This is a genomic window from Streptomyces sp. NPDC052109 (genome assembly GCF_040680195.1).
Taxonomy (GTDB): Bacteria; Actinomycetota; Actinomycetes; order Streptomycetales; family Streptomycetaceae; genus Streptomyces.
In genome coordinates, this window is record NZ_JBFAWF010000001.1 from 629,239 (window position 1) to 643,994 (window position 14,756).

The 14,756-nt window shown below is 70.5% G+C and carries 16 protein-coding genes; 8 read left to right on the top strand and 8 right to left on the bottom strand.

Features of this window, described 5'->3' with window-relative positions; all coding sequences use genetic code 11:
- Nucleotides 1–32 precede the first annotated feature (32 nt).
- Genes recO through AB0L59_RS02870 form a run of 4 tightly spaced genes read left to right on the top strand, consistent with a single transcriptional unit; the run spans nucleotide 33 to nucleotide 3,581 of the window.
- On the top strand, nucleotides 33–779 hold the full coding sequence (gene recO / locus AB0L59_RS02855; RefSeq protein WP_365578489.1) for a DNA repair protein RecO: 747 nt from the start codon (nucleotides 33–35) through the stop codon (nucleotides 777–779).
- Nucleotides 780–808: 29 nt separating this feature from the next.
- Nucleotides 809–1,657, top strand: coding sequence for an isoprenyl transferase (locus AB0L59_RS02860; protein WP_365578491.1), 849 nt, complete (start codon nucleotides 809–811; stop codon nucleotides 1,655–1,657).
- Nucleotides 1,658–1,697: 40 nt separating this feature from the next.
- Nucleotides 1,698–3,023 carry a histidine-type phosphatase gene (locus AB0L59_RS02865; protein WP_365578493.1) on the top strand — a complete coding sequence of 442 codons (1,326 nt, stop codon included), beginning with the start codon at nucleotides 1,698–1,700 and terminating at the stop codon, nucleotides 3,021–3,023.
- Nucleotides 3,024–3,047: 24 nt separating this feature from the next.
- Entirely contained in the window at nucleotides 3,048–3,581 is a 534-nt protein-coding gene (locus tag AB0L59_RS02870; RefSeq protein WP_365578495.1) for a YcxB family protein, read from the top strand.
- Between the two features lie 3 nt (nucleotides 3,582–3,584).
- Here the strand turns inward: AB0L59_RS02870 and AB0L59_RS02875 are convergent, their stop codons facing one another.
- The 4 genes from AB0L59_RS02875 to AB0L59_RS02890 all read right to left on the bottom strand — a co-directional run bounded on the left by AB0L59_RS02875 (nucleotide 3,585) and on the right by AB0L59_RS02890 (nucleotide 6,714).
- Nucleotides 3,585–4,001 carry a transcriptional repressor gene (locus tag AB0L59_RS02875; RefSeq protein ID WP_365578497.1) on the bottom strand — a complete coding sequence of 139 codons (417 nt, stop codon included), beginning with the start codon at nucleotides 3,999–4,001 and terminating at the stop codon, nucleotides 3,585–3,587.
- Nucleotides 4,002–4,064: 63 nt separating this feature from the next.
- Complete coding sequence (locus AB0L59_RS02880; RefSeq protein ID WP_365578499.1) at nucleotides 4,065–4,967, bottom strand: metal ABC transporter permease; 903 nt, start codon at nucleotides 4,965–4,967, stop codon at nucleotides 4,065–4,067.
- Nucleotides 4,967–5,737, bottom strand: a complete 771-nt coding sequence (locus tag AB0L59_RS02885; protein WP_365578501.1) for a metal ABC transporter ATP-binding protein — start codon at nucleotides 5,735–5,737, stop codon at nucleotides 4,967–4,969. Before AB0L59_RS02885 ends, AB0L59_RS02880 begins: the two co-directional genes overlap by 1 nt.
- Before the next feature lie 17 nt (nucleotides 5,738–5,754).
- The gene (locus AB0L59_RS02890) at nucleotides 5,755–6,714 is read right to left on the bottom strand and encodes a metal ABC transporter substrate-binding protein (RefSeq protein ID WP_365578503.1); all 960 of its coding nucleotides are present in this window, start codon (nucleotides 6,712–6,714) and stop codon (nucleotides 5,755–5,757) included.
- 184 nt (nucleotides 6,715–6,898) lie between these two features.
- Here AB0L59_RS02890 and AB0L59_RS02895 point away from each other — a divergent pair, with 184 nt between their 5' ends.
- Nucleotides 6,899–8,281: a glycine--tRNA ligase gene (locus AB0L59_RS02895; protein WP_365578505.1), complete on the top strand. Its 1,383-nt coding sequence runs from the start codon at nucleotides 6,899–6,901 to the stop codon at nucleotides 8,279–8,281.
- Between the two features lie 304 nt (nucleotides 8,282–8,585).
- Here the strand turns inward: AB0L59_RS02895 and AB0L59_RS02900 are convergent, their stop codons facing one another.
- Nucleotides 8,586–9,632, bottom strand: coding sequence for a chitinase (locus tag AB0L59_RS02900; RefSeq protein ID WP_365578507.1), 1,047 nt, complete (start codon nucleotides 9,630–9,632; stop codon nucleotides 8,586–8,588).
- 174 nt (nucleotides 9,633–9,806) lie between these two features.
- Here AB0L59_RS02900 and AB0L59_RS02905 point away from each other — a divergent pair, with 174 nt between their 5' ends.
- The gene (locus tag AB0L59_RS02905; protein WP_365578509.1) at nucleotides 9,807–10,817 is read left to right on the top strand and encodes an aldo/keto reductase; all 1,011 of its coding nucleotides are present in this window, start codon (nucleotides 9,807–9,809) and stop codon (nucleotides 10,815–10,817) included.
- Nucleotides 10,818–10,843: 26 nt separating this feature from the next.
- Entirely contained in the window at nucleotides 10,844–11,440 is a 597-nt protein-coding gene (locus tag AB0L59_RS02910) for a TetR family transcriptional regulator (protein ID WP_365578511.1), read from the top strand.
- On the opposite strand, the gene AB0L59_RS02915 is transcribed toward AB0L59_RS02910, so the two are convergent.
- The 3 genes from AB0L59_RS02915 to AB0L59_RS02925 form a co-directional block, all read right to left on the bottom strand.
- Nucleotides 11,421–11,855, bottom strand: a complete 435-nt coding sequence (locus AB0L59_RS02915; RefSeq protein WP_365578513.1) for a hypothetical protein — start codon at nucleotides 11,853–11,855, stop codon at nucleotides 11,421–11,423. The two genes, AB0L59_RS02910 and AB0L59_RS02915, sit on opposite strands and share 20 nt — an antisense overlap.
- Before the next feature lie 112 nt (nucleotides 11,856–11,967).
- A complete protein-coding gene (locus AB0L59_RS02920; protein ID WP_362120577.1) occupies nucleotides 11,968–12,189 on the bottom strand; it encodes a hypothetical protein in 222 nt (73 codons plus the stop codon).
- Between the two features lie 130 nt (nucleotides 12,190–12,319).
- Nucleotides 12,320–13,747, bottom strand: coding sequence for an MFS transporter (locus tag AB0L59_RS02925; RefSeq protein ID WP_365578516.1), 1,428 nt, complete (start codon nucleotides 13,745–13,747; stop codon nucleotides 12,320–12,322).
- A 101-nt stretch (nucleotides 13,748–13,848) separates the two neighbouring features.
- Here AB0L59_RS02925 and AB0L59_RS02930 point away from each other — a divergent pair, with 101 nt between their 5' ends.
- Nucleotides 13,849–14,742: a helix-turn-helix transcriptional regulator gene (locus AB0L59_RS02930; RefSeq protein ID WP_365578518.1), complete on the top strand. Its 894-nt coding sequence runs from the start codon at nucleotides 13,849–13,851 to the stop codon at nucleotides 14,740–14,742.
- The last annotated feature ends 14 nt before the right edge of the window (nucleotides 14,743–14,756 follow it).

Below are 14,756 nucleotides of genomic sequence, written 5' to 3' on the forward strand. Positions count from 1 at the left end.
GACCCCCGGCCGAGCGAAGGCCGGGGTCGGTCATGAGTCTGTTCCGGGACGACGGCATCGTGCTGCGCACCCAGAAACTGGGTGAGGCGGATCGCATCATCACCTTGCTCACGCGCGGTCACGGCCGGGTACGGGCCGTGGCGCGCGGGGTGCGGCGGACCAAGTCGAAGTTCGGGGCCCGGCTGGAGCCCTTCTCCCACGTCGACGTGCAGTTCTTCGCGCGGGGGAGCGAACTGGTCGGGCGCGGGCTGCCGTTGTGCACGCAGAGTGAGACCATCGCGCCGTACGGTGGCGGTATCGTGACCGACTACGGGCGGTACACCGCCGGGACGGCCATGCTGGAGACCGCCGAGCGGTTCACCGACCATGAGGGCGAGCCGGCCGTACAGCAGTATCTGCTGCTGGTGGGCGCCCTGCGGACGCTCGCTCGCGGGGAGCACGCGCCCCATCTCGTCCTGGACGCCTTTCTGCTCCGCTCCCTGGCCGTCAACGGATACGCGCCAAGTTTCGGCGACTGCGCGAAGTGCGGAATGCCCGGCCCGAACCGGTTCTTCTCGGTCGCCTCCGGCGGCTCCGTCTGCGTCGACTGCCGGGTGCCCGGCAGTGTCGTACCGTCGCCGCAGACCCTGGTGCTCCTCGGTGCGCTGCTTACGGGAGACTGGGAGACGGCGGACGCGTGCGAGGCGCGGTACGTCCGCGAGGGCAGCGGGCTGGTGTCCGCCTACCTGCACTGGCATCTGGAGCGCGGCCTGCGCTCCCTGCGGTACGTAGAGAAGTAAGCACGGCACGGTCGAGGAGACGAGAGCACATGGTGGTACGCGGGATCCTGGGGCGCCAGCGGCGCGAGTACAAGGCGCCGGAGCCGCACCCCTCCGGTGCGCGCGCGCCGAAGCTGCCGGGTGAACTCGTCCCCCATCACGTGGCGATCGTCATGGACGGCAACGGCCGGTGGGCCAAGGAGCGCGGGCTGCCCCGCACCGAGGGGCACAAGGTCGGTGCGGAGCGGGTGCTCGACGTGCTCCAGGGCTCCATCGAGGTCGGTGTGCGCAACATCTCCCTGTACGCCTTCTCCACCGAGAACTGGAAGCGTTCGCCCGACGAGGTCCGCTTCCTGATGAACTTCAACCGCGACTTCATCCGGAAGACCCGCGACCAGCTCGACGAACTCGGCATCCGGGTGCGCTGGGTGGGCCGGATGCCCAGGCTGTGGAAGTCGGTCGCCAAGGAGCTGCAGGTCGCCCAGGAGCAGACCAAGGACAATGATCTGCTGACGCTGTACTTCTGCATGAACTACGGCGGCCGGGCCGAGCTCGCCGACGCGGCGAAGGCGCTGGCCGAGGACGTGGTGGCGGGGCGCCTGGACCCCGCGAAGGTCAGCGAGAAGACCATCCAGAAGTACCTGTACTACCCCGACATGCCGGACGTGGACCTGTTCCTGCGCCCCAGTGGCGAGCAGCGCACCTCCAACTACCTGCTCTGGCAGAGCGCGTACGCCGAGATGGTCTTCCAGGACGTGCTGTGGCCCGACTTCGACCGCCGTGACCTGTGGCGGGCCTGCCTCGAATTCGCCTCCCGCGACCGGCGGTTCGGCGGCGCCGTCCCGAACGAGGAACTCCTCGCCATGGAGGCCGCGATGAAGGGCGAGTCCACCTCGTAGCCATCGGCGGTTCATCGGGGCCGCCGAGCATGAGGGACTCATGAGACGTCTCACTCCTGTCCTCGCCCTCGGCGCCCTGCTCCTCACCACGCTGCCCGCGCACGCCGCCGACGGCCCCGCGCACCGCGAGAGCTACGGCACCAAGGCGCCGTACGAGTCCCGGCAGGGTGCCCACGCCTACCAGCGGCCGCCGGCCGGCTTCGAGCCCGTCCTCACCGAGAACGTCTCCCGGCACGGCTCCCGTGCGGCGACCGGCAGCGAGGACGGCGACCTGGTCCTCGGCCTGTGGGACCAGGCGCAGGAGGACGGCCGACTCACCGAAGAGGGCGAGGAGTTCGGTCCGACCGTGCGGGCGCTCATGGCCGCCATGGACAAGGTCGGGTACGGCAACCTCAGCGGACGCGGCCGGCAGGAGATGCGGGACACCGCGACGCGCATGGAACAGCGCCTGCCCACCCTGTTCGCGAAGATCGCCGACGAGGGCGAGAAGATCGACGTGGTCAGCTCCGGGCAGGGGCGGGCCGTGGACAGCGCCGCCGAGTACACCGGCGCCCTCGCCGCCGCCGACCCCGCGCTGAAGCCGCTGATCGGGGCGACCCGTACCGACAAGGACCTGCTGTACTTCCACAAGGCGGCCGGCGGCGCGGCGTACCGCGACTACATCGCGAACGACCAGCGCCTCAAGGGCACCCTGAACGCGATCACCGACCAGCCGAGGACACACCAGGCCGCGCGGAGCGTGCTGCGGCGGATCTTCGAGAAGTCCTTCGTCGACGGGATCTCCGACCAGGTCGGCGCGGCGCAGGCGATCTACGACCTGTACGCCATCGCGCCCGCGATGATCCAGGAGAGCCCCGACGGCAGGGGCTGGGGCCTGGACCGCTACCTCTCCCGCTCGGACGCCGCCTGGTTCGGCTACCTCGGGGACGCGGAGGACTTCTACGAGAAGGGCCCCGGCTTCTCCGACAGCGACATCACGTACAAGATGGCGGGCGTCCTCCTCGACGACTTCTTCAGGCAGGCCGAGGCCCGGCGCGCCGGCACCGGCGACCTCGGCGCGGAGCTGCGCTTCACCCACGCCGAGGAGATCATCCCGCTGGCCGCGCTGATGGGCCTGCCGGGCAGCACGCAGCCGGCAGCACCGGGGGAGCCGTACGCGTACGCCGACGACCCCTGGCGGGGCGCTTCCGTCGCTCCGCTCGGTGCCAACATCCAGTGGGACGTCTTCCACCGGGGCGACCGCTATCTGGTCCGCATGCTCTACAACGAGAAGGAGACGGCGTTCAAGGCCGGGTGCCGTCCGATCTCCAGGGGCAGCGCGTTCTACGACCTGGACGAACTGGAGCGCTGCTTCGGCCGTGGCTGACGGCTGCCGGTACGATCCCGCCTCATGGTCATGAACATGGGGCGGGACGCCGAACAGGGCGTGGTGGAGCTGGCCTTCGAGCCGGTCGCGGGGGATTTCGCGGGGGCACTGCGGGAGCGCAGGCGGTTCAACCGGGCCGGGCGGATCTCCAAGGCGGCCCTGGTCCTGCTGGCCGTCGCCTGGGTGCTGGTCGCGGCGGCCGCGGTGTCCGGGGGAGACGCCGACTGGTTCCTGCTGGTCTACCTGCCCCTGCTCGCCCTACTGCTGCTCTGCGTGCCCCGGTTGCAGGCCCGCCGGCTCATGAAGGTCGTCGGCCGTAACGGGGTGCACCACGTGACCGTCACGGACGCCGGGATCTCGATGACCACCGACAACAGCACGGCGTCCGCCAACTGGGCCGCGCAGCCGCGCTACCGGGAGACCAGGGACGCCTTCCTCACCTTCAGCGACGACAAGAACGCCACCTGCTTCACCGTGCTGCCCAAGCGTGCTCTGCGGAACCCGGCCGACGCGGACAGGCTGCGGAAGATCCTCGACCGCAACCTGACCCGGGCCTGAGCGTCACTCTCCGGCGCAGGCGCAGTCCGCGCACGTGCCGAAGATCTCCACCGTGTGGGCCACGTTGACGTAGCCGTGCTCCGCGGCGATGGCCTCCGCCCACTTCTCCACCGCCGGGCCCTCCACCTCCACCGCCTTGCCGCAGCTGCGGCAGACCAGGTGGTGGTGGTGCTCGCCGCTGGAGCAGCGGCGGTACACGGACTCGCCCTCGGACGTGCGCAGGACGTCGACCTCGCCGGCCTCGGCGAGGGACTGCAGCGTGCGGTAGACGGTGGTGAGCCCGACCGCGTCGCCCTTGTGCTTGAGCATGTCGTGCAGTTCCTGCGCGCTGCGGAACTCCTCGACCTCGTCCAGGGCCGCGGCCACGGCTGCACGCTGGCGGGTCGCGCGGCCCTTCACGGGCGGTCCAGCGGTCGTCACCGTTGCCTCCTCACGTCTCGCTTCTGCCTGGGCCGCCATTGTGCCAGCCCGGGCTGTCAGCGGTCAGACGCCGATCTTGTCCCCGGCCGCTCTCGTGGCCGGAACCGAGCACTCCGCCGGGTCCCCGGCGGGCTGTGCCGCGGCGGCCGCGCGGGCGCGTCGGCGGGCCAGCGGCGTGGCCAGGGCCGACAGCGCGACGAACGCGGCGATGGTCAGCAGGACGATGGTCGCGCCGGGCGGAACGTCCTGGTAGTACGAGGTGACCGTGCCGCTGACGGTCACCGCCACCCCGATCACGACGGCGATCACGAACGTGGCCGCGAAGCTGCGGGTGAGCTGCTGTGCCGCCGCCACCGGCACCACCATCAGCGCGGACACCAGCAGCAGGCCGACCACCCGCATGGCGACCGTCACCGTGACCGCCGCCGTCACCGCCGTGAGCAGGTTCAGCGCACGCACGGGCAGGCCCGTGACCCGCGCGAACTCCTCGTCCTGGCTGACCGCGAACAGCTGGCGGCGCAGGCCGAGCGTGACCAGGACGACGAACGCGGCCAGCAGGCAGATGGAGACGACGTCCGACTGCGACACCGTCGACAGCGAGCCGAACAGGTACGTCGTCAGGTTCGCGTTGGAGCCCGTCGGCGCGAGGTTGATGAACATCACGCCGCCGGCCATGCCGCCGTAGAAGAGCATGGCGAGGGCGATGTCGCCGCGGGTCCTGCCGTACCAGCGGATCAGCTCCATCAGGACCGCGCCGAGCACCGAGACGGCCGTGGCCATCCACACCGGGGAGGTGGACAGGAGGAAGCCGAGGCCGACGCCGGTCATCGCCACATGTCCGATGCCGTCGCCCATCAGGGCCTGGCGGCGCTGGACCAGGTAGATGCCGACCGCGGGCGCGGTGATGCCGACCAGGACGGCGGCGAGCAGCGCCCGCTGCATGAAGGCGTAGTTCAGGAAGTCCATCAGCTCAGCAGTCCCGTCCGCAGAGGTTCGGCGCCCGCCGGTGCGTGCGGGTGTACGTGGTCGTGGCCGGGGAGGGCGTGCTGTCCCACGGCGCGCGGGGGCGGGCCGTCGTGCAGGACGCAGCCGTCGCGCAGGACGACCGCCCGGTCGATCAGGGGCTCCAGAGGACCCAGTTCGTGCAGCACGAGCAGGACCGTCGTACCGGCGTCGACCTGCTGTTCCAGCGTGCGGGCGAGCACCTCCTGGCTGGCCAGGTCGACGCCCGCCATCGGCTCGTCCATGATCAGCAGTTCGGGCTCGGCGACGAGGGCGCGGGCGATCAGGACGCGCTGGTGCTGGCCGCCGGAGAGGGCGTTCACCGAGTCCTTCGCCCGGTCGGCCATCCCGACCAGCTCCAGGGCCCGGTGCACGGCGTCCCGGTCGGCCCTGCGGAAGACGCCGAAGCGGGTGCGGGAGAGCCGGCCGGACGAGACGATCTCGGTGACCGTCGCGGGTACGCCCCCCGCGGCCGTCGTGCGCTGCGGTACGTAGCCCACGCGTGCCCAGTCGCGGAAGGCGCGGCGCGGGGTGCCGAACAGCTCGATGGTGCCGCCTGCGGGCGCGACCTGGCCGACGATCGTGCGGATCGCCGTGGACTTGCCCGAGCCGTTGGCGCCGAGCAGCGCGACGACCTCGCCGCGGCCGACGGTGAGGTCGATGCCGCGCAGCACGGGACGTCCGCCGAGTTCGGCGGTCACCCCGCGCAGGGCTATCACGGGCTCACTGGTCATGTCGTCTCCCGTACGGGTCACTTGGCGCCCAGCGCCTGCTGGAGGGCCTTGAGGTTGGCCTCCTGGACGGAGAAGTAGTCCTTGCCGCGGGACTTGGCCGTGATGCCCTCGATCGGGTCCAGCACGTCGGTCTTCAGGCCCGCGTCGTGCGCGATGGTCTTCGCGGTCTTGTCGCTGACGAGCGTCTCGTAGAAGACGGTGGAGACGCCGTCCGCCCTGGCCATCGTCTCCAGGTCCCGCACGCGCGCGGCGCTGGGCTCCGACTCGGGGTCGAGGCCGTTGACGGCCTCCTCGGTGAGGCCGTAGCGCTCGGCGAGGTAGCCGAAGGCGGCGTGGGTGGTGATGAAGACCTTGGTCTTCGTGTCCGCCAGGCCGTCCCTGAACTGCTTGTCCAGGCCGTTCAGCTGCTTGACCAGGGTGGCGGTGTTCTTCTCGTAGTCGCCGGTGTGTTTCGGGTCGGCCTTCTCGAAGGCCCTGCCGACACCCTCGGCGACCTGGGCGTAGCGCACGGGGTCGAGCCAGATGTGCGGGTCCTCGGCGCCGGCCTCCTCGCCCTGGTGGGTGTCGTGCGCGGCGGCGTGCCCGCCGACCTCGTTGCCGTGCACCTCCAGCGTGGTCAGGGAGGCCGCGTCGATCTTCGTCCTCACCGGGGACTGGGCCACCGCGTCGTCCACGGAGGGCTGGAGGTTCTTCAGGTACAGCACCGCGTCGGAGTCCTGGAGCCGCGCGATCTGCCGGGGGCTGATCTCCAGGTCGTGCGGTTCCTGGCCGGGGGAGGTGAGACTGGTGACGTGGACGTGGCTGCCGCCGATCCGCTCGGCCAGGAAGGCCATGGGATAGAAGGACGCGACGACGTCGAACTTGCCCGTGTTCGCCGCCTCCGCCCGGTCGCTGGAGCAGGCGGAGAGCGTGCCGGTCCCGAGGGCGGTGACCGCGGTGAGCGCGGCGGCGGGTATGAGGCGTCGTCGTACGTTCATGACAGTCATTTTCAACAAACATGGAAACCGTTGTCAACAATCGCCGGTAAGGGCCCGGTGAGGGTCCTGGGGCGGGCCTTCAGGTGGGGGGCGATTTGGCCGTGGGGGAGCCTGCGCCGGTAACCTGAATCATTCGCTGGAAGCATCTCGCTTCAACGCCCGTCGTCGTAATGAAGAGAGCACCGTGGCCGCCGACAAGATCGACACCATCGTCAGCCTGAGCAAGCGCCGTGGCTTCGTTTTCCCCTGCAGTGAGATCTACGGCGGACAGCGTGCCGCCTGGGACTACGGACCGCTGGGTGTCGAGCTCAAGGAGAACATCAAGCGCCAGTGGTGGCGCTACATGGTGACGTCGCGCGAGGACGTGGTCGGTATCGACTCGTCCGTCATCCTGGCCTCCGAGGTCTGGGTCGCGTCCGGCCACGTCGCCACCTTCACGGACCCGCTGACCGAGTGCACCGCGTGTCACAAGCGGTTCCGCGCCGACCACCTGGAGGAGGCGTACGAGGAGAAGAAGGGCCACGCCCCGGCGAACGGCCTCGCCGACATCAACTGCCCGAACTGCGGCAACAAGGGCCAGTTCACCGAGCCCAAGCAGTTCTCGGGTCTGCTGTCGACGCACCTCGGCCCGACCCAGGACAGCGGTTCCGTCGCGTACCTGCGCCCGGAGACCGCCCAGGGCATCTTCACCAACTTCGCCCAGGTGCAGACCACCTCGCGCCGCAAGCCGCCGTTCGGCATCGCCCAGATGGGCAAGTCGTTCCGCAACGAGATCACGCCGGGCAACTTCATCTTCCGCACCCGCGAGTTCGAGCAGATGGAGATGGAGTTCTTCGTCAAGCCGGGCGAGGACGAGAAGTGGCAGGAGTACTGGATGGAGCAGCGCTGGAACTGGTACACGGGCCTCGGCCTGCGTACGGAGAACATGCGCTGGTACGAGCACCCGAAGGAGAAGCTCTCCCACTACTCCAAGCGCACCGCCGACATCGAGTACCGCTTCCAGTTCGGCGGTAGCGAGTGGGGCGAGCTGGAGGGTGTCGCCAACCGCACCGACTACGACCTCGGCGCCCACTCCAAGGCCTCCGGCCAGGACCTCTCCTACTTCGACCAGGAGGCCGGCGAGCGCTGGACGCCGTACGTCATCGAGCCCGCGGCCGGTGTCGGCCGCGCGATGCTGGCCTTCCTCCTCGACGCCTACGTCGAGGACGAGGCGCCGAACGCCAAGGGCAAGATGGAGAAGCGCACGGTGCTGCGCCTGGACCACCGCCTCGCCCCGGTGAAGGTGGCCGTCCTCCCGCTGTCCCGCAACCCCGAGCTGTCCCCGAAGGCCAAGGGGCTCGCCCAGGCGCTGCGCCAGCACTGGAACATCGAGTTCGACGACGCCGGTGCCATCGGCCGCCGCTACCGCCGCCAGGACGAGATCGGTACGCCGTACTGCGTGACCGTCGACTTCGACACGCTCGAGGACAACGCGGTCACGGTGCGTGAGCGCGACTCGATGAAGCAGGAGCGTGTGTCGCTGGACCAGATCGAGGGCTACCTCGCCGGGCGCCTGCTCGGCTGCTGAGGCCCGCGGCGCTTCGGCTGCGCTCGCCCACCCACCGCCCGAAACCCTTCGGCCGGTGGGTGGGCCTTTTGCCGCCGGAGCCCTGTGCTCACGACCGGGCCGCCGCCCCCCCCCGCGCTCGCTGAAGGAGGTGCCGGCGGACGGCGGGGTGCCCAGCACCGCCTGCTCGGCGACGATCACTCCCGGCTCCACGGTCTCGTAGGTCGACGGTTGCAGAGTGAGTGCGCGCCCGACCCTGACGAGAGCGGCGCGCCGCACTGCTCGTCACCGCCTCGCGGAGCCGGCCGGCCGAATCCGGCGCCGGTCAACGCCCTTGCAGCGCCTTCACGTTGTCGCCGAAGGTCCAGTTCTTCGCGCCGTCCCAGTTGATCGACCAGGTCATCAGGCCCTTGAGCGAGGTGCCGTAGTGCTTCCAGGCCTGGGAGACCAGGGACGGGGACATGTAGCCGCCGCCCGCGCCGGTCTGGGCCGGCAGGCCCGGGACCTGCTTGTCGTACGGCACCTTGATGGTCGTGCCCTGGACCACCAGGCCCTTGTTCAGGCAGTCGGTCTGGGCGGTGAAGCCAGCGACCGTGCCCGCCTCGTAGGAGTCGCCGGAGCAGCCGTACATGCTGCCGTTGTAGTACTGCATGTTCAGCCACCACAGCCGGCCGTTGTCGGCGTACTTCTTGATGATCGGCAGATACGCGCCCCAGATCGAGCCGTAGGTGATGCTGCCGCCGGTGACGTACGCGGTCTCGGGAGCCATCGTCAGGCCGAAGTTCGACGGCATCTGGGCGAGGATGCCGTCGATGATGCGGATCAGGTTCGCCTGGGACGTGGACAGTCGGGTGATGTTCCCGCTGTTCGTCAGGCCCGTCTCGATGTCGATGTCGATGCCGTCGAAGTCGTACTTCTTCAGGATCGGGACGATCGTCGAGACGAACCTGTCCGCCACGGCGGTGGAGTTGAGGTCGATGCCGGCCGCCGCGCCGCCGATGGAGAGCAGGATCGTCCGGCCCGACGCCTTCGCCGCGCACATCTCCGCGGGCGTCGCCACCTTCACTCCCGTGTCCATGCCGTCCTCCCACAGCGCCGTGCCGTCGGAGCGGATGACCGGGAAGGCCGCGTTGATCACGTTGTAACCGTGCGCGGGGATGCGGGAGTCGGTGATCGGGGTCCAGCCGAACGGCGGGTGGACGCCGTTGGCGGAGCCGTCCCAGTTCTCCCAGTAGCCCTGCAGCACCTTGCCGGCGGGGCGGGACTTCACCGCGCAGGTGTCGGCGGCGGAGGCGGTGGGGGCGCCCGGCAGCTGGGTGAGACAGGCGGTCGCCAGTGCGGCGGCGAGCAGGGACAGCGTGCGGCGGAGCATGCGGGCCTCCCGGTGGGGGTGCGGTGAGGTGTCGTAGGCATGACATTTCGCGCCTCTGACAGTGCTCTGGTCCAGACCTTTCGTCAAGAGGTCTGGACCAGTTGCCCCGCCGCTGCTTTCAAAGTTGGACTGACAGATATTGAAATCTGTCAGCTGTCATGGCATCGTGAAGGCATGACGATGCGAACCCGAACCCTCGGAACCACCGGCCCCCGGACCTCCGCCCTGGGCCTCGGCTGCATGGGCATGTCCGCGCTCTACGGCGAGGCCGACCGCGCGGAGTCCGTCGCGACCATCCACGCCGCCCTGGAGGCAGGCGTCACCCTGCTCGACACCGGCGACTTCTACGCCATGGGGCACAACGAGATGCTGATCGGCGAGGCCCTGCGCACCGCCCCGGCCGCCCTCCGCGAGCAGGCCCTGACCAGCGTGAAGTTCGGCGCCCTGCGCGATCCGGCGGGCAACTGGAGCGGCTACGACGGCCGTCCGGCCGCCGTGAAGAACTTCGCCGCCTACTCCCTGCAGCGCCTCGGCGTCGACCACATCGACGTCTACCGGATCGCCCGCCTCGACCCGGACGTACCGATCGAGGAGACCGTCGGCGCGATCGCGGAACTGATCGAGAAGGGATACGTCCGGCACGTCGGACTGAGCGAGGTCGGCGCCGAGACCGTCCGGCGGGCCGCCGCCACCGCCCCGATCGCCGACCTCCAGATCGAGTACTCGCTGATCAGCCGGGGCATCGAGCGGGACATCCTGCCCACCACCCGCGAACTGGGCATCTCGATCACGGCGTACGGCGTGCTCTCCCGCGGTCTGATCTCCGGTCACTTCTCCCGCGACCGGCAGCTGGCCCCCACCGACTTCCGCGCCCACTCGCCCCGCTTCCAGGGCGAGAACCTCCAGCACAACCTGGACCTGGTCGAGGCCCTGCGCAGGATCGCCGAAGGGAAGGGCGTCACGGTCGCGCAGACCGCCATCGCCTGGGTGCTCTCCCGGGGTGAGGACATCGTGCCGCTGGTCGGCGCCCGCACCCGCGCGCGGCTCACCGAGTCGCTGGGCGCTCTGGACGTCACCCTGGACGCGGCCGACCTGGCGGCGATCGAGGAGGCCGTACCGGCGGACGCGGCGGCCGGCGACCGCTACCCGACGGCGCAGATGGCACACCTCGACAGCGAGCGCTGACCATGACGCCGGGTACGGTCTAAGGCATGGCACCGCCCACCGAGACCCTGACCGCCGAGCGCATCCTCGAAGCGACCGAGGAGGTGCTGCGCCGCCACGGCCCGGCCAAGGCCACCGTGGTCGACGTCGCCCGTGCGCTCGGCGTCAGCCACGGCAGCGTCTACCGGCACTTCCGCACCAAGGCCGCGCTGCGCGAGGCGGTCACCAAGCGCTGGCTGGACCGCACGTCCCAGCGGCTCGCCGTCATCGTCGCCGGCGGCGGCGGACCCGAAGAGCGGCTGCGGGCCTGGCTCGCGGCCCTGTTCCAGGCCAAGCGCCACAAGGCGGGCGACGACCCCGAACTGTTCGCCACCTACACGGTGCTGACCGGCGAGAACGGCACGGCGGTCGGCGACCACATCGCCGACCTGACCGCGCAGCTGACCCGGATCATCACGGAAGGGGCCGGGTCGGGCACCTTCCCGGTGTCCGACCCGGCCGCCGCGGCCCGAGCCGTTTTCCAGGCCACCGGCCGTTTCCACGACCCCTGTTACGCCCGGGAGTGGTTCGCTCCCGGCGTCGACGAGGAGTTCACGGCCGTCGTGGACCTGCTGATACGGGGACTCAGCTCACCGTCACCGTGACGGTCGGCGAGTAGACCTTCCCGGACTTCGTCGCGCTCGCAACCCGCAGCGTGTGCGTGCCCTTCTTGCTGAGCTTGGTCGTGATCGCGTACGAGCTGCCCGTCTTCACCTTGCCGGTGGCGCGCAGGGGCATCCACTTGCCGTTCGTCTGCTGCTGGAGCACCAGCGGGGAGCCGACCTTCAGCCCCTTGGTGCGGCCGGTGAACACCACGGAGTGTCCGGCCTTCACCGAGGTGGGTTTGGCTGTGAGGGTGATCGAAGCCATCCCGGTCGCCGGGCTGACCGTGGGGGAAGTCATGGGTGAGGGGGTGCCAGTGGCGGCGAGGGCTCCGGCCGTTCCGCCGGAGAGCAGTGCCACGGAGAGTGCACTCGCTCCGAGCGCGAGGCCGTAGCGATGGCGGAGTACCGAGGTCATATCTGTCTCCTGTTCGCTCGATGAACCTCTACAAGGCTGGCCCGGCTTTCCGGAACCGGCCACTCGAGCGGGTAAGAGCGCAGGTCAAGTGGCGTATGGGGGCCTGGCGTCGCTACCTCGACGGCTGTCGGGCCGCCGGATCGACCGTCGCCTGATGGGCCTCGGCCAGATGCTCCTCCGCCTTCAGCCACGGCAGGAACTGGGCGCCTCTGCGCCAGCCGCACGTGTCGCATCTGATCGTGCGCTGCACTCCCGTGCGTTGGACCCGTACGACGTGCTCCCGGCCGTGCTGGTCCCAGCGGCTGACCTTGCTCGTGCTGTTGCCCTGTGGCATGGCCCTCACGTCTCCTCGCGTCCGCAACATCCGGCCGGGACAGGAGTGTGCAGCAAGACGAACATCAACAGGGGGAGCTTCACCCGGAGTTGTCCAAGCCGTGCCCGGAGCCGGCCGTCCCGGGCACGGTTCAGCCGATCTCGCGGGGCAGCCGCAGGCTGAGCAGCCCGGTCAGCACGACCCCGGCCAACTGCACCAGCAGGGTGGTGACCAGCGCGTCCCGCATCCCCAGGCGTGGCACGAGGGTGAGGAACAGGGTGCCGAGCGTGGCCACCCCGAGCGCCAGTGCGGACTGCTGGGTGGTGACCATCACACCGCTGCCGACACCGGCCCGGGCGGTCGGCACCTCGGACATCACGATCCGGAAGACATTGGGAAGTTGGAGCGCCTGCCCGGCACCGGCCACGGCGGCGCCCGGCAGCAGCGAGCCGAGGTCCAGGTGCGGCCAGTCGCGCCACGCCGCCAGCACGATCAGCAGCACGCCCACACCCTGAAGCACCGAGCCCGCGGTGACGACCCGGGTGCCGTACCGGCCGATCAGCCTCGGTCCGGCGAGGGAGACGAACAGGAACACCACGGCCATCGGCGCGAGCGCGAGGCCGGCCGGCACCGGACCCAGGCCGGCGCCCTGCTGCAGCGCCAGCGCGATGACGAACATGAACCCGCTGAAGCCGATGGAGAACGGCAGGATCAGCAGCAGACCCCGCCGCAGCGAGGCCAGCGCCAGCAGGCTCGGCGGCACCAGCGGGGTTCGCCCCGCCCGGTCGGCCCGCCGCTCCACGGCCCAGAACGCGCCGGCGGCGAACGGGAACGCGGCCAGCGACAACCACGTCCACAGCGGCCAGCCCGCCGCCCGTCCCTCGGTGAGCGGGGCGAGCAGCGTCAGCAGCGACACCGCGAGCAGCACGGTGCCGGGCACGTCGACGGGCTCGGGGTGCTGCGAGCGGGTCTCGGGCACGACCCGCACGGCGAGCACCAGGCCCATGGCGACCACGGGCACGTTGACGAGGAAAACGGCCCGCCAGCCGGTGCCCGCGACATCGGCGGCGACGAGCACGCCGCCGAGTATCTGCCCGGCGACCATGGACAGCCCGGCGGTGGCGCCGTACAGGCTCATGGCCTTCGCGCGGCGGGCGCCGCGGGTGGTGGCCTGGATGGTGGCGAGCACCTGCGGCAGCATCGCGGCGGCCGAGGCGCCCTGCGCGACCCGCGCCGCGACCAGGCTCCAGGCGTCGGGCGCCAGCCCGCAGGCCAGGGAGGTCAGGCCGAAGGCGGCCATCCCGCCGAGGAACAGCCGGCGCCGCCCGAACAGGTCCCCGAGGCGCCCGCCGAGCACCAGCAGCACGGCATAGGCGACGCCGTACCCGGCCACGACAAGCTCCAGCACGGCCTCGCCCGCGGCGAGATCGCCGCCGATGGCCGGCAGGGCGACGTTGACGATGAAGAAGTCGACCAGCGGCAGCGCCGCGGCCAGCAGAACGGTGAACAGCCCGAGCCCGCCGAGCGCGGGCGGTGCGACCGTCGTGCGGACGGTCCGGGTGGTGACGGTTTCACTCATGCCCCCGAGCCTGCGCCGCCGCCCAGACTGGTACCAGAGTGTTCTGATCCTGGTAGAAGAAGTACCTGGCAACAGGATGACGGAGGCGGCACCCTGGAACCATGACGATGATGGCCCAGGAGACCGCCGCCGTGCAGACCGACCGCGGCGGCGCGGAGATCCGGCGGTACGAGCTGGCCGCGTTCCTGCGCAGCCGCCGTGAGCGCATCAGCCCCGAGCAGGTGGGCCTGCCGCGCGGGGCCCGGCGCCGCACCCCGGGACTGCGCCGCGAGGAGGTCGCGCAGCTCTCCGCGGTCGGCGTCACCTGGTACACCTGGCTCGAACAGGCCCGTGACATCCAGGTCTCCGTCCAGGTCCTGGACGCTCTCGCCCGCGCCCTGATGCTGGACGCCAGCGAGCGCGCCCACCTCTTCCAGCTGGCCGGCGCCACCGATCCGACGCCCGCGACGAGTTGCCCGAGCGTGACCCCGGCGCTGCGCCAGATGCTGCGCGGGCTGGAGCCCATTCCGGCCCTCATCCAGAACAGCCGGTACGACATCGTCGCCTACAACCGCACCTACGCCCATCTCCTGGGCGACCTGGACGCGATCCCGCCCGAGGACCACAACTGCATGCTCCTCGTCTACACCAACAAGGAGTGGCAGGCGTCCGTCGTCCACCTGGAGGAGACCCAGCGGCTGATGGCCGCCCGCCTGCGTGCCTCGTTCGCCGGCCACCTCGGCGAGCCGGCGTGGAAGATGCTTCTGAAGCGCCTGGAGACGGAATCCCCCAAGTTCCGTGAGAACTGGGAGCGTTACGAGGTCGTGGGCTCCCGCTCCAAGACCAAGGAGTTCCTCAACGCCCACGTGGGCCACCTCAAGCTGGAGCACACCGACCTCTGGCTGGGCCCCGAACCGGGCGCCCGTATGGTGACGTACACCCCGGTCGACGAGGAGGGCCGGGAGCGGCTGGAAAGGCTGTACGACATCGCCCTCGGGGCCACCGCCCGGACCTGAGCGAGCCGAGGCAG